Annotated in this window: 22 protein-coding genes and 1 pseudogene; 12 read left to right on the forward strand and 11 right to left on the reverse strand. The window is 67.7% G+C overall.

The window, feature by feature from the left end; all coding sequences use genetic code 11:
• The first annotated feature begins 353 nt into the window (after positions 1-353).
• Positions 354-3605, forward strand: coding sequence for a (Fe-S)-binding protein (locus NMI01S_RS25475; protein ID WP_063001309.1), 3252 nt, complete (start codon positions 354-356; stop codon positions 3603-3605).
• Positions 3606-3723: 118 nt separating this feature from the next.
• Here the strand turns inward: NMI01S_RS25475 and NMI01S_RS25480 are convergent, their stop codons facing one another.
• From NMI01S_RS25480 to NMI01S_RS25490, 3 genes are all read right to left on the reverse strand, one after another.
• Positions 3724-4401, reverse strand: a complete 678-nt coding sequence (locus NMI01S_RS25480) for a DUF8020 domain-containing protein (protein WP_063001233.1) — start codon at positions 4399-4401, stop codon at positions 3724-3726.
• A 230-nt stretch (positions 4402-4631) separates the two neighbouring features.
• The gene (locus tag NMI01S_RS25485) at positions 4632-5300 is read right to left on the reverse strand and encodes a DUF8020 domain-containing protein (protein WP_063001234.1); all 669 of its coding nucleotides are present in this window, start codon (positions 5298-5300) and stop codon (positions 4632-4634) included.
• Positions 5301-5456: 156 nt separating this feature from the next.
• Positions 5457-5906: a hypothetical protein gene (locus tag NMI01S_RS25490; RefSeq protein WP_063001235.1), complete on the reverse strand. Its 450-nt coding sequence runs from the start codon at positions 5904-5906 to the stop codon at positions 5457-5459.
• Positions 5907-6173: 267 nt separating this feature from the next.
• Here NMI01S_RS25490 and NMI01S_RS25495 point away from each other — a divergent pair, with 267 nt between their 5' ends.
• The 3 genes and pseudogenes from NMI01S_RS25495 to NMI01S_RS25505 form a co-directional block, all read left to right on the forward strand.
• Positions 6174-7511 carry an NsdA family TPR-like regulatory protein gene (locus tag NMI01S_RS25495; protein WP_084513253.1) on the forward strand — a complete coding sequence of 446 codons (1338 nt, stop codon included), beginning with the start codon at positions 6174-6176 and terminating at the stop codon, positions 7509-7511.
• Positions 7512-7579: 68 nt separating this feature from the next.
• The gene (locus NMI01S_RS25500; protein ID WP_063001310.1) at positions 7580-8863 is read left to right on the forward strand and encodes a pyridoxal phosphate-dependent aminotransferase; all 1284 of its coding nucleotides are present in this window, start codon (positions 7580-7582) and stop codon (positions 8861-8863) included.
• Positions 8864-9401: 538 nt separating this feature from the next.
• Positions 9402-10625, forward strand: a pseudogene (locus NMI01S_RS25505) (YibE/F family protein); the annotation flags it as partial.
• 656 nt (positions 10626-11281) lie between these two features.
• Here NMI01S_RS25505 and NMI01S_RS25510 read toward each other — a convergent pair.
• Positions 11282-12502: an MFS transporter gene (locus tag NMI01S_RS25510; protein WP_063001237.1), complete on the reverse strand. Its 1221-nt coding sequence runs from the start codon at positions 12500-12502 to the stop codon at positions 11282-11284.
• Positions 12503-12604: 102 nt separating this feature from the next.
• Positions 12605-12766 carry a hypothetical protein gene (locus NMI01S_RS35065; protein WP_157126356.1) on the reverse strand — a complete coding sequence of 54 codons (162 nt, stop codon included), beginning with the start codon at positions 12764-12766 and terminating at the stop codon, positions 12605-12607.
• A 14-nt stretch (positions 12767-12780) separates the two neighbouring features.
• Between NMI01S_RS35065 and NMI01S_RS25515 the strand changes: the two genes are divergently transcribed.
• The gene (locus tag NMI01S_RS25515) at positions 12781-13209 is read left to right on the forward strand and encodes a hypothetical protein (protein WP_063001238.1); all 429 of its coding nucleotides are present in this window, start codon (positions 12781-12783) and stop codon (positions 13207-13209) included.
• Positions 13210-13457: 248 nt separating this feature from the next.
• The gene (locus tag NMI01S_RS25525; protein ID WP_063001311.1) at positions 13458-13664 is read left to right on the forward strand and encodes a DUF397 domain-containing protein; all 207 of its coding nucleotides are present in this window, start codon (positions 13458-13460) and stop codon (positions 13662-13664) included.
• A gap of 21 nt (positions 13665-13685) precedes the next feature.
• On the opposite strand, the gene NMI01S_RS25530 is transcribed toward NMI01S_RS25525, so the two are convergent.
• Entirely contained in the window at positions 13686-14708 is a 1023-nt protein-coding gene (locus NMI01S_RS25530; protein WP_218021113.1) for an NADP-dependent oxidoreductase, read from the reverse strand.
• A gap of 254 nt (positions 14709-14962) precedes the next feature.
• Here NMI01S_RS25530 and NMI01S_RS25535 point away from each other — a divergent pair, with 254 nt between their 5' ends.
• Together NMI01S_RS25535 and NMI01S_RS25540 are read left to right on the forward strand one after the other, a co-directional pair.
• The gene (locus NMI01S_RS25535; protein ID WP_063001240.1) at positions 14963-15652 is read left to right on the forward strand and encodes an Rpn family recombination-promoting nuclease/putative transposase; all 690 of its coding nucleotides are present in this window, start codon (positions 14963-14965) and stop codon (positions 15650-15652) included.
• A gap of 166 nt (positions 15653-15818) precedes the next feature.
• A complete protein-coding gene (locus NMI01S_RS25540; RefSeq protein WP_157126357.1) occupies positions 15819-16040 on the forward strand; it encodes an RpnC/YadD family protein in 222 nt (73 codons plus the stop codon).
• Between the two features lie 19 nt (positions 16041-16059).
• Here NMI01S_RS25540 and NMI01S_RS25545 read toward each other — a convergent pair whose 3' ends face one another.
• Entirely contained in the window at positions 16060-16752 is a 693-nt protein-coding gene (locus tag NMI01S_RS25545) for a helix-turn-helix transcriptional regulator (RefSeq protein WP_063001242.1), read from the reverse strand.
• Positions 16753-16885: 133 nt separating this feature from the next.
• On the opposite strand from NMI01S_RS25545, the gene NMI01S_RS25550 reads away from it, so the two are divergent.
• From NMI01S_RS25550 to folE, 3 genes are read left to right on the forward strand one after another with little or no spacing between them, the layout of a single operon-like run.
• The gene (locus tag NMI01S_RS25550; RefSeq protein ID WP_063001243.1) at positions 16886-17410 is read left to right on the forward strand and encodes a DUF2231 domain-containing protein; all 525 of its coding nucleotides are present in this window, start codon (positions 16886-16888) and stop codon (positions 17408-17410) included.
• 28 nt (positions 17411-17438) lie between these two features.
• Complete coding sequence (locus tag NMI01S_RS25555; protein ID WP_063001244.1) at positions 17439-17897, forward strand: hypothetical protein; 459 nt, start codon at positions 17439-17441, stop codon at positions 17895-17897.
• Position 17898: 1 nt separating this feature from the next.
• The gene (folE, locus tag NMI01S_RS25560) at positions 17899-18492 is read left to right on the forward strand and encodes a GTP cyclohydrolase I FolE (protein WP_063001245.1); all 594 of its coding nucleotides are present in this window, start codon (positions 17899-17901) and stop codon (positions 18490-18492) included.
• Positions 18493-18500: 8 nt separating this feature from the next.
• Here the strand turns inward: folE and NMI01S_RS25565 are convergent, their stop codons facing one another.
• The 3 genes from NMI01S_RS25565 to NMI01S_RS25575 form a co-directional block, all read right to left on the reverse strand.
• On the reverse strand, positions 18501-18989 hold the full coding sequence (locus tag NMI01S_RS25565) for an SLOG cluster 4 domain-containing protein (RefSeq protein ID WP_063001246.1): 489 nt from the start codon (positions 18987-18989) through the stop codon (positions 18501-18503).
• A gap of 85 nt (positions 18990-19074) precedes the next feature.
• Complete coding sequence (locus NMI01S_RS25570) at positions 19075-20463, reverse strand: DUF7159 family protein (RefSeq protein ID WP_063920856.1); 1389 nt, start codon at positions 20461-20463, stop codon at positions 19075-19077.
• Between the two features lie 155 nt (positions 20464-20618).
• The gene (locus NMI01S_RS25575) at positions 20619-21941 is read right to left on the reverse strand and encodes a UDP-glucose dehydrogenase family protein (RefSeq protein WP_063001247.1); all 1323 of its coding nucleotides are present in this window, start codon (positions 21939-21941) and stop codon (positions 20619-20621) included.
• Between the two features lie 124 nt (positions 21942-22065).
• Here NMI01S_RS25575 and NMI01S_RS25580 point away from each other — a divergent pair, with 124 nt between their 5' ends.
• Positions 22066-22602: a YdcF family protein gene (locus NMI01S_RS25580; protein WP_063001248.1), complete on the forward strand. Its 537-nt coding sequence runs from the start codon at positions 22066-22068 to the stop codon at positions 22600-22602.
• A 60-nt stretch (positions 22603-22662) separates the two neighbouring features.
• On the opposite strand, the gene NMI01S_RS25585 is transcribed toward NMI01S_RS25580, so the two are convergent.
• Positions 22663-23715, reverse strand: a complete 1053-nt coding sequence (locus tag NMI01S_RS25585; protein WP_157126358.1) for a M48 family metalloprotease — start codon at positions 23713-23715, stop codon at positions 22663-22665.
• Positions 23716-23737 lie beyond the last annotated feature (22 nt).

Genomic DNA, 23737 nt, shown 5'->3' on the forward strand with positions numbered 1-23737 from the left:
TAGTCGAATACACCGACCGAAAGCGAGAATTGTTATGTGCCCTAACAATTGAGGACCGATTCGCCAACGGTTCGTCTTTGCGGCGTGTAAGCCTGACCTGGCTCGAACACCGGATTTGCCGGGATTTACCGTGTCAGACGACCGCCATCACGCCAAAACCGCAGGCCAACACGTGAGAACGGTCACACCCACAGTACGGTTGGACCCCACAACCTGGGATAGACCATTCGTGCATCATACGATGGACAGATAAGTTACCGGCGGGTAACTTACTGCCCGTTACGATACGAGCAACCGACGGCGACCCCAGCCCGGTCGCCGGAATGCTCGTGGAACCGAAGGAAGGTCGCGACATGAATGCCCTGACAGTGACGCTGGGCACGATTGGAGCGGTGCTCAGCCTGGTGTGCTGGGCGTCGTTCATCGGCGGCGCGTGGAAGATCTTCAGCGCGATCAGGGTCGGGCAGCCGGCACCGGATCGTTGGCGGCCGTTCTTCCCACGCCTCAAGACGATGCTGGTCGAGTTCATCGCCCATACCCGCATGAACAAGTTCCGCACCGTCGGCTGGGCGCACTGGCTGGTGATGATCGGCTTCATCACCGGCGCCATCCTGTGGTTCGAGGCGTACGGGCAGACGTTCGACCCCGAATTCCACTGGCCGATCATCGGCAACTGGGGTGTGTACCACTTCTGGGACGAGCTGATGGGCATCGGCACCGTGGTCGGCATCCTCACGCTGATCACCATTCGCCAGCTCAATCACCCGCGGGTACCGCAGCGCCTGTCGCGATTCAGCGGTTCGAAGTTCGGGCCTGCCTACGTGATCGAAGCGATCGTGCTGATGGAAGGCCTCGGCATGATCTTCGTCAAGGCGGGAAAGATCGCGCTGAACGGCGAGGGCAATCCGGCGACGGACTTCTTCACCATGCGGGTCGCCGAATTGCTGCCCGCCAACGCGACCATGGTGTCGATCTTCGCCTTCATCAAGCTGATGTCGGGCATGGCGTTCCTCTATTACGTCGGCCGCAACATCACCTGGGGCGTGGCCTGGCACCGGTTCTCCGCCTTCTTCAACATCTACTTCAAGCGTGAGGACGACGGCGGCGTCGCCCTGGGTGCGGCCAAGCCGATGATGTCCAAGGGTCGCGCCCTGGATATGGAGAACGTCGACCCCGATACCGACACCCTGGGCGCCGGACGGATCGAGGACTTCTCCTGGAAGGGCTGGCTGGACTTCACCACCTGCACCGAATGTGGTCGCTGCCAGAGCCAGTGCCCGGCCTGGAACACCGGTAAACCGCTCTCGCCGAAGCTGCTGATCATGTCCCTGCGGGACCACGGTGCGGCCAAGGCTCCGTACCTGCTCGCCGGTGGCCGTAAGGATATGGGCGGCGACGAGGTCGGCCTGGTCGATGCCGAGGGCAAGCCGAACGAGGCCGCGCTGGCGAAGATCTCCGAGGCGGCCAAGGCCGAGGCCGAGCGTCCGCTGGTCGGCGGCGAGGACGTCAACGGCATCATCGACCCCGAGGTGCTGTGGTCCTGCACCACCTGTGGCGCCTGTGTCGAGCAGTGCCCGGTGGATATCGAGCACGTCGACCACATCATCGACATGCGTCGCTACCAGGTTCTGATCGAATCGGAATTCCCCTCCGAGCTGGCCGGCCTGTTCAAGAACCTCGAGAACAAGGGCAACCCCTGGGGTCAGAACGCCAAGGATCGCCTGAACTGGATGTCGGAGCTGGACTTCGATATTCCGGTATTCGGTCAGGACGCCGAAAGTTTCGACGGGTACGAATATCTGTTCTGGGTCGGCTGTGCCGGCGCCTACGAGGACCGCGCCAAGAAGACCACGAAGGCCGTCGCGGAACTGCTCGCCACCGCCGGCGTGAAATTCATGGTGCTGGGTGCGGAGGAAACCTGCACCGGTGACTCGGCTCGCCGCGCGGGTAACGAATTCCTGTTCCAGCAGTTGGCGATGCAGAACATCGAAACGCTGAATTCCGTCTTCGAGGGTGTGGAGCCGTCGAAGAAGAAGATAGTCGTCACCTGTGCCCACTGCTTCAACGCGCTCAACAACGAATACCCGCAGGTGGGCGGCACCTACGAGGTCGTTCACCACACCCAGTTGCTCAACCGGCTGGTGCGCCAGCGCAAGCTCGTCCAGGTGAAGCCGGTGTCGGAGAAGGTCACCTACCACGACCCCTGCTACCTGGGCCGGCACAACAAGATCTACAACGCGCCGCGTGAGCTGATGGCCGCCTCGGGCGCGAAGGTGACCGAGATGCCGCGCCACGGCGAGCGGTCGATGTGCTGTGGCGCCGGTGGTGCTCGCATGTGGATGGAGGAACAGCTCGGTAAGCGAGTCAACCTCGACCGGACCGACGAGGCACTGGCCACCCTGGACGGCGGCAACTCGCCGTCGCTGATCGCCACCGGCTGCCCCTTCTGCCGCGTGATGCTCACCGACGGTGTGACCGCGCGCAAGGATTCCGGTGAGGTCGGCCAGGGCGTCGAGGTCGTGGACGTCGCGCAGCTGATGCTGCAGTCGATCGACCGGGTCGAGCCGGCGGCACTGTCGGAGAACCTGAAGGTGAACCAGCAGCCCAAGGCTCCCGAACCGGTCGCCGAGACCGCGGCACCGGCCGCCGAAGCGGCAGCGGCACCGACGGCCGAGCCCGAGGCCGAGGCCCCCGCCGAGCAGGCCGCGCCGGCCGCCGGGAAGGGTCTGGCGATGAAGGGTGGCGGCAAGGCACCCGGCGGTAAGGGTCTCGCCATGAAGGGCGCCGCGAAAGCACCGGGCGCCAAGGCAACTCCGGAGCCGGAGGCCGCCGAGGCGAGCGCGGAAGCACCCGCGGAGGCTCCGGCCGCCAAGCCGGGCGGTCTGGCCATGAAGGGCGCCGCCAAGGCACCCGGCGGCAAGGGGCTCGCCATGAAGGGCGCCGCGAAAGCACCGGGCGCCAAGGCGACTGCGAAGCCCGCCGACGCCCCTGCGGCCGAGGCGTCCGCTGCCGAAGCTCCGGCGGCCGAGAGCACCGAGGCGCCGGCGGCGCCGACCGCCAAGCCGGGCGGCCTGGCCATGAAGGGCGCCGCCAAAGCACCCGGCGGCAAGGGTCTCGCCATGAAGGGCAAGGCCAAGGCTCCGGGCGCCAAGCCCGCGAGCGAAGCCCCGGCCGAGGCGCCCGCCGCCGAGGCCGCGCCTGCGGAGGCTCCCACGGAAACCGCGACCGCTGAGCCGGCAGCTGCCACCGGTCCCACCGAGACCAAACCGACGGTGGCTCCGAAGGGTCTGGCGATGAAGTCCGGCTTCAAGCGCCCCGGCCCCAAGGCCCCGGGTGCCGCCAAGCCCGCCGCTGCCGAACCCGCTACGGCGGCAACGGAATCCGGTAACGGAGCGGCACCGGCCGAGACGGCCGGCAGCGAAGCAGCCGAGGCCGAGGTCCCCGCGACCGAGCCGGCGTCCGCATCGGACACTCCGGAGCCGACCACGGCGGCCGCCACCGAATCCGCAGACAGCGGCAACGGTGCCGTCCAGCCCCCGACCGCCAAGCCGGGCGGCCTGGGCTTCAAGTCCGGAGCGAAGGCCCCGGGCAGCCGCAAGAAGTAAGTTCGCACCAGCACGAGGGGGCGCTGCCGACACCGGCAGCGCCCCTTCGTCGTATCCGGCGCCGTAACGGCGAAGGCCGGCCGCTGTGCGAGCGACCGGCCTTCGATGTGGGGAGCTCTCAGTTGCCCGCGGAGTCCTTGGCCCACTTGGTGGTTCCGGGAGCGGCCTGCAGGGTGTTGATCAGGTCGAATCCCGCGATGCCGAGTGCGGGGCCACCGACGGCGATGGTGCCGAGGATGCCGCCGACACCGGCTCCGGCGAGCGCGGCGGGGATGCAGCCGACGCCGAGCAACGGCAGGCCCAGGATGCAGCCGGTGATTCCGCCGACCACGACGCCGATCGCGGTGCCGACGAATCCGCCCACGGCCGTGGCGATTCCGAACTGGCTGGAGAAATCGTTCATCGCGCGCTGGTTCTCGAGCGGCGACGCGATCGGCTGGACGGCGACCGGATGGTCGGTGGTCATCGTCTTCTGCGGCGTCAGTTCGAGGACGGTGCCGTCGTTGTTCACCACGGGCTTCACCGGAACGGCGACGTCGTCGACCCGCACGTCGGTGGGCAACGAGACCACGGTGGCACCGTGGGAATCGGTGATGGAGTACGACTTCTCGTCCTGCGCGAGCCGGAAGGTCCCCCCTTGCAAGGTCGTGACGACCGTCTTGTCCACGAGTTTGACCGAGTACCTGATCCCGGTCTGCTCCGGCGTGGGAGCCGGGGCGGCGTGGGCGGTGGTCAGCCCGGCGGTCAGTGCGCCGATCGTGAGCGCGGAGGCCGCGGTGAGGCTGCGGAGATTCATCGATATTTCCATTCCGTCATCGAATCTCGGCGCTCGCCCCCTCGACGAGCACCGTCACACCTGCGGGTTTGCGGTGAATTCGCTTGGAGCTCACCGCTTTCGGCCACACAGGTGGATCGATGCTACGCGCAACCCACCGGGAAGGAGCCCCCAGTCCTGGGGGCTCTCACAATGCACGGTGTGGCGAATCGGGTTGCGGAACAGCCGGTCCGCGATCCGCTGGACCGAACCTACTTGTCGTCGGCCCATTTCGTCGTGCCCGGCGCGGCCGACAGCGTGCCGATCATGTCGAACCCGGTGATCGCCAGCGCGGGTCCGCCGATCGCGATCGTGCCGAGGATACCGCCGATGCCGGCCCCCGCGATCGCGGCCGGAATGCAACCGACGCCCAGCAGCGGCAAGCCCAGAATGCAGCCGGTGACACCGCCGACGATGGCGCCGACCGCGGTACCGAGGAAGGTGCCGACGGCGGTCGCGACACCGAAGTTGGTTTCGAAATCGTTCATCGCGCGGTGGTTTTCCATCGGCGAGGCGATCGGCTGGACGGTGACCGGCTCGTCGAGGGTGACGGTGCGTTGCGGCGTCAGCTCGAGGACGGTCCCGTCGTTGCGGACCACCGGTTTCACCGGCACCTCGGTCCCGCCGACGCGCACTTCGGTCGGAAGTGAGACGACGGTGGCGCCGTGGGGATCGGTGATCGCGTAGGACTTGCCGTCCGCGGCGATCCGGAAGGTGCCGCCCTGCAGGGTGGTCACCACGGTCTTGTCGACAAGTTTCATGGAGTACTTGATCGCCGCCGGTGGGGGCGCGGCGGCCGGTTCGGCATGCGCGGCAGTGGTTCCGGCGGTGACGGCGCCGACGACCAGTGCGGATATCGCGGTAAGGCGCTGGAGCTTCATCCGGCAATCTTAAACGTCTTCATGTCACAAAAGGGTCAAATCTGAAGAAGGTGCGTTCCGGATGTGATTTTCGCACCAGTTTTCCGAATCCGGGTCCGCCCCCGACAGGTAACGAGGCGGACCCGGATCGGCAGCGGCGAGGACCGGTCTGCGGGTTCAGTCCTCGCCGCCTCTTCCCACCGCCAGCGCCGTCGTGACGACTATCGAAAGGGGTGGAAGTTCCAGGCCGGATCCCGGCGCCACGATCCAGTGACAGCCCTCGCGGGTCCATCGGCCCAGGCTGGTGGGCATCATGATCTCGCCGCCGACGGCCGGGATGCCGATATGGAGACGCTGCAGAATGTCCGCGACCTGCCCGCCGGGCCGGCTGTCGGGGAACACGAGGAAGCTCCAGCGCGCACGCCGGGCCAGTACCGGCCCGCATCCGCCGTGCTCGGTCAGGGATCGGCACACCGCTTCGGCGCGGTCGGCCGGCAGATGCACGACACCGACGGTGCCGGTCACCGGCAGCGTGACGAATCCACCACGCTGGATACATGTCAGACCGGCGTGGTGCCGATAGAACATCACCCAGTCGTCGGCGGTTCTGAGCTTCTCGACGTTCACAGTTTCCCGACCTTCACGGCGACTTCCTCGATATCTTCAAGGCTCCCGCCGCTGCGACGTTCCCGAAACGCCCCCACGCGCGCTCTGCACTGCCCTTTCACTGCCAAACCGCCGGGACCAGCGAATTCCCGTGTACCAGCTCGATTTCGGATGTGGCCGTGGTCACCGTCCGCTCGTACTCTGGAGACGAGTTCGCGCGGAAGGGATGACATCGTGGTCCGGCAGTGGTCAGGTAGGGAAGCCCGTGCCCTCCGCGATGCCAAACGCATGAGCATCAGGGAGTTCGCGGCCCATCTGGGAGTTCACGAACGCCTGGTGTCGAAATGGGAGGCAGGCGGTGCCCGGGTGCATCCGCGCCCGGTCAACCAGGCCGCGCTGGACACATCACTCGCCAGGTCCGACGAAGTCGTGCGGGCACGGTTCGCGGCCATGATCGATCAGCCCGTCATCGATCGGCCGGGGCCGGAATTCGAGGTGCGTCAGGGCCGTTCGGCGCACAGCAAGTATTCGAGCGACGCGGAACTTTTGGCACTCGTAGACGCCGGTGCGATGAGAGGTGATGCGTTAGCCGAGATTTCGGAGAGGGATCTGATCATGGCGGCTGCCCACGAAGCCAGCGAGCACGCCGGTCGCGCCGAGGCGAGTAATGTCGGCGCCTCCGCGCTGGAACAACTCGACGCCGATGCCACCCGCATCGCCAGGGAGTATGTCCACGTGCCGCCGGTTCCGATGATGGTGGAGATGCTGCGGGTGCGCCGGCGGGTGTACCGGTTGCTCGAGGGCCACCAGAAGCCCGCGGACACAAGCCATTTGTATCTGCTGGCCGGCACGCTGTCGGGTCTGCTGGCCAACGCCAGTACCGATCTCGGACATCTCGACGCCGCCGGGGAACAGGCCCGCGCGGCCTGGGCGTACGCGGAGCTGTGCGGCCACAACGGATTACGCGCGTGGACGCGCGGCATGCAGGCGCTGATCGAATACTGGTCCGAACGGCCGCGCCGGGCGGTGGCACTGGCGCAGAACGGTCAGCAGTACGCGGATTCGGTGACCGCGAAGGTCCGGCTGCACAACATCGAGGCGCGGATCTGGTCCAAACTGGGTAGCGCCGCCGACGCCGAACGCTGCATCCGCGCCGCCGAGGCCGCGCGCACGGGTACCGGCACCGACGAACTGCACGACGAAACCGGCGGCGTCTTCGGCTTCCCGGAGGCCAAGAGCCATTACTACGCGGGCGCCACGTACATCCACCTCGGCCAGGCCGAACCCGCACTGGCCGAAACCCGGCGCACCATCGAGTTGTACAGCGGCGGCCCGCGCGAACAGCGGTCCTACGGCGCCGAGGCGCTGGCGCGGGTCGACAACGCGGCGGCCCAGTTGATCAACGGCAGTCTCGACGGCGCCGGGGACGCCCTCAGTCCGGTACTCGAACTCTCCGAGGACCGCCGCATCGCGCAACTCGAGGAACGGCTCACCGGATTGCGCCGTCGCATCGCGACCCCGCGCTTCCGCGACGCGGTCGAGGCGCGCCGCCTGGACGAACGGATCGAGGAGTTCTGCGGCACCACGGTCGCCACGGGGATGCTGCCGGCCAATCCGTCCACCTGAACGGCGGGCTCACGGCGCCCGATGTGACCGGAACAACGCCGATGTGGCGCGGTGGCGATGCCTCGGACATGGAGTTGCGGGGCGGTGGCACCATTGGACAGGTGAGCCCTACCAGTCATTCACCGCATCAGCCGCCCCGGGTTCTGGAGCAGTCCCTGAAGCTTCAGAACGTTCTCTACGAAATCCGTGGGCCGGTGCACGCACATGCGGCACGACTGGAGGCCGAGGGCCACCGCATCCTGAAGCTGAACATCGGCAATCCGGCGCCGTTCGGTTTCGACGCGCCCGATGTGATCATGCGCGACATGATCGCCGCGCTGCCGTACGCGCAGGGCTACTCCGAATCCAAGGGCATCCTGCCCGCGCGCCGCGCGATCGTGACCCGGTACGAGCTGGTCCCCGGCTTCCCCGAGTTCGATGTGGACGACGTCTATCTGGGCAACGGCGTCTCCGAGCTGATCACGATGACGATGCAGGCCCTGCTGAACAGCGGCGACGAGGTACTCATCCCCGCCCCGGACTATCCGCTGTGGACCGCCATGACCAGCCTGGCCGGCGGCACCGCCGTGCATTACCTGTGCGACGAATCCAACGGCTGGCAACCGGACGTGGCCGATATCGAATCCAAGATCACCGACAAGACCAAGGCCCTGCTGGTGATCAACCCGAACAATCCGACCGGCGCGGTGTACTCGTCGGAGGTGTTGCAGCAGCTGGTGGACCTCGCTCGCAAGCATCAGCTGCTGCTGCTCGCCGACGAGATCTACGACAAGATCCTCTACGACGACACCAAGCACATCTCGCTGGCGAGCCTGGCTCCCGACCTGCTGTGCCTCACCTTCAACGGCCTCTCGAAGGCCTATCGCGTGGCCGGATACCGATCCGGCTGGCTGGTCATCACCGGCCCCAAGGAGCACGCGGCCGGATTCCTCGAGGGCATCGACCTGCTGGCCTCCACCCGGCTGTGCCCGAACGTGCCCGCTCAGCACGCGATTCAGGTGGCGCTCGGCGGCTATCAGAGCATCGAGGATCTGATCCTGCCCGGCGGGCGGCTGCTCGAGCAGCGCGATGTGGCCTGGGAGAAGCTCAATATGATCCCCGGCGTCTCGTGCGTGAAACCGAAGGGCGCGCTGTACGCGTTCCCGCGGCTGGATCCCGAGGTCCACGAGATCCACGACGACGGCAAACTGGTGCTCGATCTGCTGCTCCAGGAGAAGATCCTGATGGTGCAGGGCACCGGTTTCAACTGGCCGCAACATGATCATCTGCGCATCGTGACGCTGCCGTGGGCCCGCGATCTGGCCGTGGCGATCGAGCGCTTCGGCAACTTCCTCTCCAGCTATCGCCAGTGATCGGGGGTCTGGACGAGCCAAAACAAACCGGGAGTTTGGAAAAGTAGGTTTTTGAAGACTTCACTGGCGCAAACTTCGAACTTTTGTGTACAGTAGTCCTCGGCACTCACAGTGCCCGGCCGAGCCGCCTACCCCCCCTGGGCCGCTCGGCCCTGGATTCGACCGCCTACCCCCCTGGGCCGTCGGATCCCTTTCGGGCGGCGGAGACATCCCCCTGCTCTCCGCCGCCCGCTCCCCCGCTGTCCCGCCTCTCCGCGTATTCAGGCCGGATTCAGGTGCGGGGTTCTTTGCGTTGGCGGGCGGCGGATAGTCGATTTGGTTCTGTCAGCCCGTGCCCGGTGAGTTACCCATGTTCTTGCGTGATCAGGCGTGCGGATTGCTACCACTGATTTCGGGTGGACATGGGTAACTCGTCGGGGACGGGCAAACTTGGCCCCGATCTCGCCGTCGGCCGCCAACGCTCGTCCGCAGGCGCCTGAATCCGGCCGAAATACCCGGAGAGGCGGCACTGAAAATACTTTCCTTTAAGCTCGCTGCGGTGAGCGAGCATCATCATCACCATCATGACCATTCCGGGCCCATTGCCATCGGGGCTACGGCGGCTCGGGTGGTGGTGGGGGTGCTCACCGCGATCGGGGTGATCGTCGTGATCGCCATGATCTGGTTGTGGCCCAGCCGCCAGCATGTGGATATTCCGTTGCCGATGCAGAACGGCGGCGGTGGGGCGGTGCAGACCGAGGCCGGTACCGTGGCGATGCAGGATATGGGGCCGTGCGGTAGTCCGTCGAACGGGCGCGCCTTTCCCGATACTCCGCAACCGCCGCCGACGAATTCCTACACCTGCCAGCGCAGCCTGGTCTCGATCGATTCGGGGCCGAACAAAGGCAGCCGGACGCTGCTCGAAATCGCGCCCGGACCGGGGCAACCGGATTTGCATGCGGGAGACCACATTCGGCTGGTTCGGCAGGACGATCCGAGCGGCACCACCATCTATTCCTTCGACGACTTTTCGCGCGGAATGCCGCTGCTGCTGATCACGCTCGTCTTCGTGGCGGTGATCGTAGTGGTGGCGCGGTGGCGCGGCTTGCGCGCGGTGCTCGGCCTGATATTCGCGTTCGGGGTGCTGGTCGTGTTCCTGCTGCCCGCCCTGCTCGACGGGAAACCGGCGCTGCCGGTCGCCCTCGTATCGGGAGCGCTGATTCTCTACGCGGTCCTGTATCTGGCGCACGGCGTCAATCTGCGGACCAGTTCGGCACTGCTGGGCACGCTCAGCGCGATGGTGCTCGCGGCGGTGCTGTCCTGGGTCGCGCTGGAGGTGACTCATCTGACCGGTCTGTCGGAGGAGCAGAACACCAACGTCGCCACCTATATCCAGCACGTCAGCATTACCGGCCTCCTGCTCGCGGGCTTCATCATCGGCTCGCTCGGTGTGCTCAACGACGTCACCATCACCCAGGCCTCGGCCGCCTTCGAACTCGCCGCACTCGACGAAGAGGCCACACGGCGGGAGATTTTCGCGGCCGCCATGCGCGTCGGCCGCGACCACATCGCCAGCACTGTGTACACGCTGGTCCTCGCCTACGCCGGCGGCGCGTTGCCGCTACTGCTGATGTTCTCCGTCGCCGGTCGCTCCATTCGCGACGTCCTGACCGGTGACGCGGTGGCCATCGAAATCACCCGTTCCGCGGTCGGCGGCATCTGCCTGGCGCTGTCGGTTCCCTTGACCACCGCCATCGCGGTCCTGCTGGCCCGCCCGTTCGGTCAGCGCGCCGACTTCGACGACTACGAGCCCGAACCCGCACCCCGCCGTGCCCTCGTGCCCGCGGGCCGCCGCCGGGCGGAGAGCGCCGCCGAAACCACCGGCAGTCACCGCCGGGTCACCGCGCGCGGAGAGCCCGCGGGAACCCGACGGCGCGTGGAGGGCCGGGAGAACAGGGCCGGTCACGACCACACCGACCACCGCGCCGGACCGAATACGGGCAGTCATCGCCGCGCCGAAGGACGTCCGGGCGAGCCGACCGCCCGTCGACGCACCGCCCCCTCGCCCGATGCGACGGGGGGCCAACGCCGCGCCGACACCGGCGGCCATCGGCGCATCGACGATCGCCGGACCGATACGGGCAGTCACCGGCGCATCGATGATCGCCGCCCCGATACCGGCGGCCACCGTCGGATCGACGGCCGAACCGGAGAGCCGACGGGCGGGCACCGGCGCGTCCCGTCCGGCCGCCCCCATCAGGACGACCCCCGGCCGAGCTGGCCCACCCGGCCACCGCGACCGGACGCGGACCGCCACCCCCAGGGCGACCCACCACCGCGCAACCGACCGGCATGGCCCACAACAGGTTACGAGGATTGATCGAGCGCACGACGACCTTTCCCCGATCCGATGACCGATCGGCGCCTGCCGCTGTTCCGCTACCGGCCGTCTCCGCGACGCCGAACGGTTCCGCTCGCCGGTGATCTGCCGGCGGTCATCACTCCCGCCACCACGATCGCGAGGGCCGCGATCACCGCGGTAGCGGCCCAGCCGAACCAGCTCACCGCCGCCGCGCCGAAGGCGGTGCCGGCGCTGCCCCCGACGAAGTACACCACCATGTAGGCGCTGTTGAACCGGGCGGGTGAGCCCGGTTCGATGGCCAGCACAGTGCTCTGATTGGCGACCTGCGCCGCGAACAGTCCCGCGTCGAACAGACCGAGGCAGACGAGGGCGATCACCGTATTCGACAGGGCCACAGCGAGTGTCACGGCGGCGGCACCGGCGACGACGAGGCCCACCAGGATGACGCGACGCGCCCCGACCCGATCCGTCCACGCCCCCGCGATGCGGGTCGCCGCGACACCGGCCAGTCCGGCGAACGCGTACAAGCCGATTCGCTCGGGCGAATAGGAGAACGGCGGCTGCGACAGGGCCGCCGCGAGCGCGGCCCACACCGTACAGAAGGCGAAGAACCATAACGCGCCGCGACCTGCGGCCGACCGCAGCAACGGATAGCGGGTGAACAGTCCCGGCAGCTCGCGCAGCATCGTCAGGTACCCGGAGGCCACCGTGGCCGTCGCGGCGGGCAGCACGACACGGGTGGCCACCGCGAGTGCCACGCAGGCCGCCGCGAAGACGAGCAGCATGCCCCGCCAGCCGATGAGGTCGGTGAGCCAGCCGCCGACGATGCGTCCAGCCAGTACTCCGGCCGAGATCCCGGCCGTCACCGTCCCCAGCACCGTCGCGCGCCGGTTCGGTTCCGCGAAACGCCCTGCGACGGAGCTCATCTGGGCACCCACCGAGGACGCCGCACCGACCAGCCCGATCACCGGGCCGAGCAACCACACCACCCCCACCGCGGCGCCGATCGCCGATGCCGCGGCGAGCGCGGCGAACTGCATCGAAACCACCGTCCGAGCTGGATGTCGGTCCACCAGCGGAACCAGGAGCGCCAGCCCGAGCAGATAGCCGACCGGCCCGCACGCCAGTGCGATCCCCATTTCCGCGACCGATGCGTGCAGTGAGCCTGCCACTGCCGCCATACCCGGCTGCAGCACGTACATGGTGGCGGTGCCGAGGCCCGCCCCCACCGCCATGAGTCCGACGACGGATGTGCGCAGCACCGGGTCACGAGTATCGCTCAGCAGGTCGTTGTTCATGACCACGACGCTAGGAACCGCTCCCGATGGGTGCTGGCGTTAATCGGACGCGACCGTCGGCGCTCACAGCGAGAGCGTGAAAGGCGAACTCGTCCAAGTTGTTCAGTCCGGAAGCAGGCCCATCATCGTGAGGATTCGGCCCGCGTAGCCGGAATCGATGCTCTCTTCGCTGACCAGCCGGGGCGGAATCCGAGGTGGCAGGCGCGCGGGAATGCCGCTAAGGTCGTTGCGTTCCACCGGCACGGTGCCGGTGGAGTTCTTCAACGGGGGTGGGCCGCATGGCATTCCGTAAATCGACGATTCAGAAACAGCTGGCCGAGAAGCTGGCCGAATTCGCTCCTCCGGGTGAGCAGATGCAGCTGGCCTTCCAGGCGATAACCGGCCCGAGCCCGTGGGTGGACGATCTGCCCTACGTGCGGTTCGCGATGCTGTTCGTGCGCAAGTACTACTTCGTGGTGCTGACCAACACGTCGGTCGTCATCGTCGAGGCCAACAAGTGGACGGGCCGGCCCGCGAGCCTGGTCTGCGCCGAGCATTTCAGCACGGCCATGTTCACGGAGATGAAGATCAACCCGCTCTGGTCGAAGGTGTACTACCGCATGCCGCACACCGGAGCTCCCGAGCGCCTCAACGTGCATCGCCGCTGGCGCGAAGAACTCGACGCGCTGGTGTCGCGGCTTCCGCAGTTGGCAGATCTGGCCGCCTGAGAGCAGGGGGGGGTTCATCGCCGCCGCTTCCGCGAATCGGATTGCAGGGAAATGATCTTCGCGTCCGCGCTGCCGGTCGTAGTTCCGCCCGAATCCGTCGCGGTACGTCCGTGGTCCCCGCCGCAGCGCGCTACCGGATCAACTCTCCCGCGGCGGCAACTGGGCCGCTATCTGGTCGAGTGGCGCACACGCGCCGGGTACACCCAGGTGCGACCCGCTTCGGCGGGTGGCAAGGGAGCATGAGCAGCGTGAACGTTGACCTATCTGGCGCGAAGTGGTTCAAGAGCAGTCGCAGCCAGGGCGGCAAGGAGTGCGTCGAGGTCGCCTTCCTCGACCACGGCATGGTCGGCGTCCGTGACAGCAAGAACCCCTCCGGCCCCGCATTGATCTTCACCCCCGGCGAATGGAATGCCTTCGTCGGCGGCGCGAAAAGCGGCGTGTTCGACCGAGCGTGAGCGTCCTGCACCCACCAGGTGTCAGGACTCTGCGACCTCGACCAGCTGCTTGCCGAGATTGCGGCCTTCGAAGACGGCGCGCAATGCGCTCGGCGCGGATTCCAGTCCCCTGCTGACGGTTTCGGCAATGGTGATCGCTCCTTGGGCCTGCCAGTCGCGCAATGCCGTGAACGCCTCCGGAAAACGGTCGAGGTAATCGAGGAAGATGAACCCTTCCATGCGCGCTCGATCCAGCGCCAGCCTCATATAGTTCCGCGGCCCGCACGGCGGATCGGCACCCTCATAACCGGACGAGATCGCCCCGGCCAGGACGACACGTGCGCGCGGGGCCAGGTGCGCCAGACCGTATTCGAGAATACGGCCGCCGACACCGTCGAAGAAGACGTCGACACCGTTGGGGGCGAGATCGGTCAAACAGGCATCGATATCGTCGTGCTTATAGTCGAGGGCGGCATCCAGACCCGCGTGGTCGATGATCCAGGAGCACTTCTCCGGTCCGCCGGCGATTCCGATGACCTTGCAGCCCAATGCCTTTGCTATTTGCCCCGCGATGGACCCGGTGATACCGGCCGCCGCCGAAACCAGCACCGTCTGCCCCGGCTCGGGACGGCCGATATCGGTCATACCGAAGTACGCGGTCAAACCCGGCGGTCCGAACAAACTCAGCATCGATGGAGGCGGCACACCGTCGGGCACACGATTCAACCCGAACAACCCACCGGCCGACCGAACGACATAGTCCTGCCACCCCACCATTCCCGCGACCCAGCTACCCACCGGAAAATCCGGGTCGTTCGAGCGAACCACCTGCCCCACACCACTGCCACGCATCACCGCGCCGATCGGCACGGCGTCGATATAGTTGTCGGACTCGTTGAGCCAGCCCCGCTGTGTGGGATCGATCCCGAGCCAGTGCACCCGAATCAGGGCCTCACCGGGCCCCGGAACCGGCACCGGCACATCCCTCAACTCGAAATCCTCGTCCCGCAGTGCCCCTATCGGCCGTCGCCGCAGCACCCATTGCCTGTTCACCGCGTCCACCACCGGGCGATAGTAGATCGCCCGGCACCCGCCGCTCGACCCCTTTTCCGCCCACGCGGCAGCGCACGACATTCGATTGCCGCTCGAGCGGTGGGAGCCGGTCTCGCCCGCTGCGGCTTGGGCACCGCCACACCGGTATTTTGCTGAATGTTGTTCGTGTACAACTCGTTTCGGCGCTCGACGTGTTACGTCAATTGGGCGCATGGTCTACAAATGAACCCCTCCGGCTGTCGTAGCCTCGAGGTAGCTTCGCGTCCATGCCCGCCAACCCGTCGAATCCGCACGACGCCTACTTCCGGCGCGTACTGAGCCGCCCCGCCGATGCCGCGTGCGAACTCCGCGCGGCGCTCCCGGCGGCCGTCACCGACCGGATCGACTGGGACACATTACGTTTGCAGTCCGGCAGCTTCGTCTCCGCAGATCTGCGCTCCCGCTACAGCGACCTGCTCTACCGCACCCGCCTCGACGGCCATCCCGCCTACATCTACTTGTTGATCGAACACCAAAGCCGCAGCGACCATTTCATGGCCCTGCGCATCTTGGAATACGTCGTCAACATCTGGAACCAGCACCGGAATCATCGACCCGAAGAGCGCACCCTGCCCGCCGTCATTCCACTGGTCGTGCACAACAACCACAGCGGCCGCCGCTGGAACGCTCCGACAGAAGTCGCCGATCTGGTGCCCGTGATCGACCAACTCGGACCACCAGCGAAGGAGATATTCGTGACCACAGCAGAACGGCTCCGCGCAGAGGGCGAAGCACGCGGCGAGGCACGCGGCGAGGCACGCGGCCGCGCAGAAGCACTGCTCGAACTGCTCACCCTCAAATTCGCTCCACTACCCACGCACATCACCGAGACCGTCCACTCGGGCACCACCGAGCAAGTACGCACCTGGACAGCACGCGTCCTCACCGCGACCACACTGGACGAAATCTTCACCTGACCCGCCTCATGGAACGCTCGAGGTCCGGGGCCGCTCTCTCTCCGGCTGCGGGGAGAAAGCACAGTTCCAGGCCGTCATCGCCTACGTGATGACCGTCAGCGACATCTCGGAAGTTGATCTACTCCCGTTGGTCGATCAGCTCGGACCGCCAGCCAAGGAGGCAATCGTGACCACTGCCGAACGGCTCCGCGCCGAAGGAGAAGCACGCGGACGCGCCGAAGGAGAAGCACGCGGACGCGCCGAAGCGCTCACCGAACAGCTCACCGTCAAATTCGGCCCACTGCCCACTCACATCATCGAGACCGTCCACGCGGCCACTCCCGAGCAAGTACGCACCTGGTCAGCCCGCATCCTCACCGCGACCACCCTGGACGAAATACTCGCCTGATCCCGCCGCCGCCCACCCCCTACTGCGCGGGGCGGAGTTCCACGCAGCATTCGCCGGCGGTCGGTGCCAGCACCGCTTCGAGCGTCTCGGCCTTCAGGCCCGACAGGACTCCGCGCAGATAGGCGTGGTTGAGGCCGCAGACCAGGCCGGGGGCTTGCATGGCGAGGGGGTGGAAGGGGCAGTTGCGCAGGCGTAGGCAGTTCATCGGATCGCGGCTGGGTTCGAAGCCCTGGTCGGACAGGATCGACTGGACCACCGTGAGGGCGCGCTCGACGCCGAGGCGGCCGGGGCGTAAACGCTCGCGAGCGTTGTGGCCCAAGGTGTTTCCGCGTTCGGCCGCCACCCGTTCGGCCGCGTCGCGCGCCGTTTCGCCGGCGCTCTCGGCCAGCACCGCATCCATCAGGATTTCGGCCAGCACTTCGTGACGGCGTTCGGGGATGTTCACCCGTACCTCGGCGTCGGTGGGCTCGTACACCTTGGGCGCGCGGCCGACGCGGCGCAGGCCGCTGGTCTGTTCGTAGCGTGCCTGGAGGAGTCCGGCGGCGACGAGTTTGTCCAGATGGAAGGCAGCCAGTTTCCGCGAGATACCGACCCGTTCGGCCGCTTCGTCACGAGTCACCGGCCGCCGGGCGGCGCGGATGAATCTGTACATGCCGCGCCGCAGTTCATCGTCGAGCACCGCGACCGCACCGATCGCCGAATCGCTGGTCATGCGACCACGATAACGCCTAATCACATGGGCTGAAAGATCGATCACACCGATTCACGGGCGTTGCATTGACCACCGATACAGTTTCACCAATACTTATTGGCGAAACTGAACCTCGACCGAGGAGGGTGGAGTCATGGCGGATGATGTCGTGACCGGAGATACGGAGCAGGCCAAACAACCCGTCAGTGCCGCACTGGCCGGACCGTACGGGCATCCGTTCCACCCGATCCTGGTGACGGTGCCGATCGGGGCGTGGATCGCGAGCCTCGTCTTCGACATCGGCTCCCATATCGTCGACGACCCGCAGTTCCTCGCCCGCGGGGCCGAATGGCTGGTGGCGATCGGCGTGCTCGGCGCCTTGGCCGCCGCCTCGATCGGCTTTCTCGACCTGTTCGCCATCCCGTCCGGCACGCCCGCGTTCCGCACCGGACTGACGCATATGAGCCTGAATCTGGTCATCACCGTCGCCTATGCACTGAACTTCTGGTGGCGGACCGCGGCCGGCACCGATCGTGCGACACCTGTCGGGCCCCTGGTCCTGTCGATCGCATCCCTGCTCGTGCTGGGCATATCCGGATATCTCGGCGGCAAACTCGCCTACCGCTACGGCGTGCGAGTCGCCGGCGAAACCACCCAGGCCACCGGCTACCGCCGCTGACCTTTCCTTCTCACCTTCGGGAGTCATCATGGGCATCGCAGCTCTGGTCCTCTGGCTGCTCACCGCCGGCGGAGGGTTCTTCCTGCTCGCCACCTGGATCGCCAAAGGCGGTGCACGACAACCAAGTTCGAGTCATCTGCCGCCACCGGTGGTCTTCGGGCACTTCCTGCTCGCCGCCGCCGGTCTCGTGGTGTGGATCATCTACCTGGTCATCGACGACGACGCCCTCGCGTGGGTCGGATTCGCCCTGCTCGTGCCCGTCGCGCTGCTCGGATTCGTCATGTTCTTCCGCTGGCTACCGGTATTCCGCGCCCGCACCGCGAACCAGGCCACCGACCACGCGGCGGCAAACCTTGCCGGGGCACACGAGGCCGCAGAGCCCGCCGAGCGGCATTTCCCGGTGGCGATCGTGGGCGGACACGGCGTCCTGGCCGTCGCGACGCTCGTGCTCGTGCTGCTCACGGCTCTCGGCGTCGGTGGGAGCTAGCGTGTCCGTCCCCGCGTTACACGTCGTCCACGACACCGGCGCCATCGACCTCGCGGTCGCCGAGGATGCCGCTCGCACCTTCCTCACCGCGCTGGGCGTCAACCTCGACAGCGAACATCTGCGGGCCACTCCGGGCCGGATGGCTCGCGCCTACGCCGAACTGTTCACCCCGCGCTCGTTCGACCTGACCACCTTCCCCAACGAGGAAGGCTACGACGAACTCGTGCTCGCCCGGCGCATCCCGCTGCGTTCGGTCTGCGAACACCATCTGCTGCCGTTCGTGGGCGTGGCCCACGTCGGGTATCTGCCCGGCGAGCGCATTCTCGGGCTGTCGAAGCTGGCCCGCATCGTCGAACATTTCTCCCGCCGGCCGCAGGTGCAGGAGCGCCTGACCAAACAGATCGCCGACTGGCTCACCGAACACCTCGAGCCCAAGGGCGTCGGCGTGGTCATCGAGGCCGAACACACCTGCATGACCCTGCGCGGCGTCCAGGCCGCGGGCACGACCACGGTCACCTCGACCCTGCTGGGCACACTGCGCGAAGACGCCCGCTCTCGTCAGGAGTTCTTCTCCCTCACCGGAATCGCCCCCTGAGGCGAGCGTCAGCCGCCGGGTCGGGCACCAGCCACGGCGTATGCGACCGCCTCGGCCGCATCCGCCGCCCGGTGGCTCCCCTCGATCGTTCGGCCGTCGGCATCGAGAATCTGCCATCCACCGATCGACACCACCGGCACGTCCCCACGTCGATTGGCGAGTGCCAATTCCGACAGCGTTCCCCAGGAACCGCCCACCACGATCACCGCGTCAGCCGAGCGGACCAGAATCGCGTTGCGCGCCTCACCCATATCCGTGTACACGACGGCGGAGAGACCGTCACACACACCCGCGCGGTCGGTGTCCGGCCGGACCCCGATCACCAGGCCGCCTTCGGCCGACGCGCCCTCGGCGACCGCCGCCATCACCCCGCTTCCGCCGCCGCACAACACGACCGCACCCGCCCGAGCCAACAGCCGGCCGACCTCCCGCGCGGTATCGGCCTCGGTGTCGGTGCAGTCGCGCGGCCCGCAGACCGCGACCTGAACAGGGGACATCTCGCACACTCCTCGGGCCTGCCGACAGGTGATGAACAGGCTAATCCGATTCGCGGAACCGCCTACTGCGGCAGCGGCGAAACCCCTACTGCCGAGGGGGGAACGGCGGCAGCAGCGGCGGGATGGTCGGCACCACGATCGGCGGCAGGCCCGGGACGACGATGGTCGGCGGCCCCGGCGGCGCAGATGTGGTCGTGGTGGTCGGCGCCTGCCAGTTCGGAGTGGGCGCGGCCAGCGAGGCATTGGTGGCATCGGTGGTCGGCGCGACCGACGGGGCCGCGGAGGCGAGCGGCGGCGCGGCGGGAACCGAACTGGAGGCGGAGCTGTTGCTCTGGGAATCGCCGCGGAGAACCGATTGGCCCCAGCCGAGCCCGATCCCGAGCGCGGCGACCACGACCAGCGCACCGACCGCCACCCCCGCCACGCTCAACTCCCGGCGACGACCGGCACCGACGGCACCCATCTTGCTGCCGAGGGTGCTCGTGGCGCGGGCTTTGTTCCGCTTGCGCGCGCGTCGCAGGGCATCCTCGGACAACCACACCGGCGCCAATTGCACGGTGTCGTCGGCGGATCCGGGCCCGGGAGCCGGGAGAACGGGCGCGGGTGCGGCCACCTGGGCGGGGCGGGCGAGCAGTGCCGCGCCGCGCACGATCACCGTCTCCGGGTCGGCGGGCACCAGCACCGGCATCCCCATCCACCGCTCCAGAATGCGCGCGATCAGAGGAATCCGGGCGCAACCGCCGATCACGAAGACCGCCTGCACGGCCTGTTCGGAGCGCATCATCACATCGCGGGTCATGCGGGCCGAGGATTCGACGGCGAGCATGATCAGCGCTTCGAAGTTCTCCTGCGACAACAACACCAGGCCGTGCTCGGACGGCACCGCGACCGCCGTGGTACTCGACAGCTGCTCCTTGGCCTGCCGGCACACGCCGTCCAGCGCGGCCAAACCCTGTGCGGTGGGCGGATGTTCGATCCGGCCGGAAGCGATCTGCTGTTCGCGGATCAGCGAATCCAGATAGTCGCCGCTGATATCGCTGGTGCGCTCGCTGTGGCTCACCTTTCCGGACTCGACGTCGATCACGCTGACCGAGAGGCCGGAACTGCCGATGTCGTAGAGCGCGACCGTGCGATAGCCCTGCAGTTCACCGGTGGCGCGCAAGAATTCCCGCGCCGCCGCGACCTCGGGCACGAGCTCGTAGTTGGTGAGCTGGCGGCGCGCGAGGGCGCCCCGCAGCGTGCGCGCATGTTGTTCGTTGCGATAGGCCAGCGCGGTCGCGGCGATCTCGGGCGCGGAACCGAAAACGGCGCCGACGGTTTCGGCGGCCACATCGTCCATGGACTGCTGTTCGCCGACCGGCATCGCCTGCACGTCGAAGGCGGTCGAGACGAATCGTTCGGCGGAGTTACCGGGATGTGGGATCGCGACGCGAACGGCGCCGGCCCCCACCGAAACTCCCAGTACCGAACTCATCTACCGCCCATCTCGTTTCACGCTTCACGACCGGTACTCCCCGGCCACCGCCCCCGGACGGCCTGCGCTGGGCCGTGTGAGCATTCCCAGGCCGTCGTGAACGGGCCCGATGCGCATGCCGCAGGGCGCCGCCACTCTACCTGGCTCCCGCCACCCTACGACGTGCCGAGTCCCGCGTACACCCATCCCGCGGCGGTCCACGCGGCGCGCTCGAGACAGTTGCGTCCGTCGATGATGGAACGCCCGCGCACCACCGGCTCGAGGTCACGCGGCGAGAGTGCGGTGAACTCGTCCCACTCCGTGAGAACAAGCACGACATCCGCCCGATCACACGCCTCCGCCACCGAGGTCGCGTAATTCAGCGTCGGAAAGACGCGACGGGAGTTCTCCAGCGCTTTCGGGTCGTAGACCGTGACCACCGCGCCGTGCAACTGGATCATTCCGGCCACGTTCAGCGCGGGCGAATCGCGCACATCGTCGGATTCCGGTTTGAAGGCCGCGCCCAGTACCGCCACGTTGGCGCCCAGCAGCGAACCGCCGCACGCCTTGGCCGCCATATCGACCACCTTGGTGCGCCGGCGCATATTGATGTTGTCGACTTCACGCAGGAACGCGACCGCGTGATCGGCGCCGAGCTCCCCCGCGCGGGCCATGAACGCGCGGATGTCCTTGGGCAGGCAGCCCCCGCCGAAACCCAGCCCGGCGTTGAGGAATCGCCGGCCGATGCGGGCGTCGTGGCCGAGCGCGTCGGCCAGCATCGTGACGTCGGCGCCGGTGGCCTCGCAGACCTCGGAGACGGCGTTGATGAACGAGATCTTGGTGGCCAGGAACGCGTTGGCCGACACCTTCACCAGTTCCGCCGTGGCCAGATCGGTGAGCAGGAACGGCACCTGCGCCGCGATCAGGTCGGCGTAGATCTCGCGCACCTGCGCTCGCACCCAGTCGGCGCGCTCGCGTTCGCCGTCGACACCGAGGACCAGCCGGTCGGGCCGCAGGGTGTCGCGCACCGCGAACCCCTCTCGCAGGAATTCCGGATTCCAGGCGACCTCGACGTCGACGCGAGCGCGGGCTCGCATCCGGCGGCCCAGTTCCGCGGCCGTGCCGACGGGCACCGTCGACTTGCCGATCAGCACCGACGGCCGCTCCAGCAGCGGCGCCAGCGAATCGGCCACGGCGTGGACATATTTCAGGTCCGCGCCGTATTCCCCCTTCTTCTGCGGGGTGCCGACGCCGAGGAAGTGGGCGTCGGCGTGCGCGGCCGCCTCCTCGTAGGAGGTGGTGAAGCGCAGTCGCCCGGCGTCGAGGTTGCGGCGCAGCACCGCCTCCAGTCCGGGTTCGTAGAACGGCACGACGCCGTCGGACAATTTGGCCACCTTGCCGGGGTCGATGTCCACCCCGAGCACCTCGTGACCGAGCTCGGCCATGCAGGCGGCATGGGTGGCTCCCAGATATCCCGTCCCGAATACCGTCAGACGCATAGTCGATTGATACGCGCCGGGTATGGCCGGTCCGCGTCCACGAGGCGAGAGCGCAGGCAACAGTGGGTGTACAGGGAGAAACCGCCGCCGATCAGCGCATTCGCCGACCACCTACCATCGCAGAGTGCGAAAACGGTGGTGGGTGCGCGGTGCGGCGGGGGTGGTGCTCGTGCTCGCCGTCGCGGTGGCGGCGCTGTGGCCGGTGTACGTGCGCCCTCGAATCGACGCACCGCACCCGGCCGATGCCATCCTGGTCCTCGGCGGCGCCCACGACGGCCGCGAGGAACTGGCGCTGCGCCTGGCTCACGACGGTTACGCGCCGCAGGTGGTGTTCTCCGATCCCTACGACCACTCCCCGCTGATCAATCGAATCTGTCACGGCGGATACAGCTTCCGCGTGAGCTGCTTCGATCCCGACCCGCGCACCACGCGCGGCGAGGGACGCGAACTGGCCGCCCGCGCGGCACGGGAGAACTGGCGGCGCGTGATCGTGGTGACCTTCACTCCGCACATCTCCCGCGCCCGGTATGTGCTCGGAAAGTGCTGGGGCGGTGAGGTTCTGTTCGTCGACGCGCATCCGCGCATCGGTGTGGCACGGTGGGCCTACCAGTACCTGTATCAGTCCTCCGGATACGTCAAAGCCGTCTTCGAGGACTGCTGAACCGGTGACCCCGGCACCGGCTCCACGACCTCCGGCTCACTCACCGGCCGATCCGCCATCTCACCGATCGGAACTCGGAAAACCTCGAGCCGCACCATTTTCCGGAAGCACCGGGCCGGAATAGCCGGCGATGCGCACCCGCTCGTCCATGCGGTCGCGGATGTGGCGAACCCGTTCGCCGACCGCGGTGCGCGGCGCGTACGCGGACACCGAGAGGGCGTAGAGCGCCGCCGCGTCGTCGGACTCCGCCCGCCGTTCCTGCAGCGCCACACCGAGATCCGTGCCGTAGCCCAGGTCGACGGCCGCCCGGTCGGCCCGGTAGTCGATGCGGCGCACGACCGGCACGAGAGCGCAGGCCGCCACCTCCGGAGCGATACGCAGCAGCAGCGCGGCCGGAAGCCCCACGATCACGGTGGTGGCCGCGATGGCCGGGCAGGCGACCAGCACCCGGCTGACCGCACTCCAGCCGATACCGAAGATCCGGGCCGCCGGTGGCGCCATGCGTCGCGTCAGCCACGCTCCGACCGCGGCAGGGCCCGAGAGCAACACCCGCTCCAGCCACACCAGCGGTAGATTGAAATACCGGAACACGAACTGGCACAACGACACCCGTCCCTCGGATCGATACCCGAGCTCCCGGGCGAGCACCGCTTCGAGTTCCCGCGGGGGCGCACCGAGCACGGCCGCGGGGACCGCGATCATCCGCCGGGGCAGCAGCAGTTCGCGCTCGCTCTCCCGGATCCACAGCGAATGCGACGAGGAGGCGATGCCGGATCGGCGGGCCACCCGCTCCCACGCCGCCGTCAGCGCGTGCCGCTCGCCGGAGGTGGGCGCGCGCACCCCGAAACGCGCCGGCAACCACGGCCGCTCGGCGCCCAGGAAGCACACCACCGCGACGAGAACACACACCACGAACCACGCGATGGCGAGAATGCCGACGGTGCCGAAGCCCATCGCCAAACCGAGGCCGTAGAGCACCACCGTGAGGATCGCCGCGGTGGGTGCGGCGGCCAGGACCAGCGCCGTCCAGGAGCGGATCCGGTCGGCCACGGAGGGCCGGATGGCCGCGCCCGCACCGGGGTCGTTCGCCTTCGCTGTCGAGTCAAAGCTCATGCACCACGGTAAAGGGAGAGCG

It is taken from the genome of Nocardia mikamii NBRC 108933 (assembly GCF_001613505.1).
GTDB lineage: Bacteria > Actinomycetota > Actinomycetes > Mycobacteriales > Mycobacteriaceae > Nocardia > Nocardia mikamii.

Bases quoted from the DNA above. Each gene is read 5' to 3' on its own strand.
- NMI01S_RS25535 (WP_063001240.1), top strand. From the start codon at position 14,963: ATGCCCGCCAACCCGTCGAATCCGCACGACGCCTACTTCCGGCGCGTA.
- NMI01S_RS25495 (WP_084513253.1), top strand. From the start codon at position 6,174: ATGAGCATCAGGGAGTTCGCGGCCCATCTGGGAGTTCACGAACGCCTG.
- NMI01S_RS25585 (WP_157126358.1), bottom strand. From the start codon at position 23,715: ATGAGCTTTGACTCGACAGCGAAGGCGAACGACCCCGGTGCGGGCGCG.
- NMI01S_RS25545 (WP_063001242.1), bottom strand. From the start codon at position 16,752: ATGACCAGCGATTCGGCGATCGGTGCGGTCGCGGTGCTCGACGATGAA.
- NMI01S_RS25500 (WP_063001310.1), top strand. From the start codon at position 7,580: ATGGAGTTGCGGGGCGGTGGCACCATTGGACAGGTGAGCCCTACCAGT.
- NMI01S_RS25555 (WP_063001244.1), top strand. From the start codon at position 17,439: ATGGGCATCGCAGCTCTGGTCCTCTGGCTGCTCACCGCCGGCGGAGGG.
- NMI01S_RS25475 (WP_063001309.1), top strand. From the start codon at position 354: ATGAATGCCCTGACAGTGACGCTGGGCACGATTGGAGCGGTGCTCAGC.
- NMI01S_RS25515 (WP_063001238.1), top strand. From the start codon at position 12,781: ATGGCATTCCGTAAATCGACGATTCAGAAACAGCTGGCCGAGAAGCTG.
- NMI01S_RS25485 (WP_063001234.1), bottom strand. From the start codon at position 5,300: ATGAAGCTCCAGCGCCTTACCGCGATATCCGCACTGGTCGTCGGCGCC.
- NMI01S_RS25570 (WP_063920856.1), bottom strand. From the start codon at position 20,463: ATGAGTTCGGTACTGGGAGTTTCGGTGGGGGCCGGCGCCGTTCGCGTC.
- NMI01S_RS25550 (WP_063001243.1), top strand. From the start codon at position 16,886: ATGGCGGATGATGTCGTGACCGGAGATACGGAGCAGGCCAAACAACCC.
- NMI01S_RS25565 (WP_063001246.1), bottom strand. From the start codon at position 18,989: ATGTCCCCTGTTCAGGTCGCGGTCTGCGGGCCGCGCGACTGCACCGAC.
- NMI01S_RS25480 (WP_063001233.1), bottom strand. From the start codon at position 4,401: ATGAATCTCCGCAGCCTCACCGCGGCCTCCGCGCTCACGATCGGCGCA.
- NMI01S_RS25575 (WP_063001247.1), bottom strand. From the start codon at position 21,941: ATGCGTCTGACGGTATTCGGGACGGGATATCTGGGAGCCACCCATGCC.
- NMI01S_RS25510 (WP_063001237.1), bottom strand. From the start codon at position 12,502: ATGAACAACGACCTGCTGAGCGATACTCGTGACCCGGTGCTGCGCACA.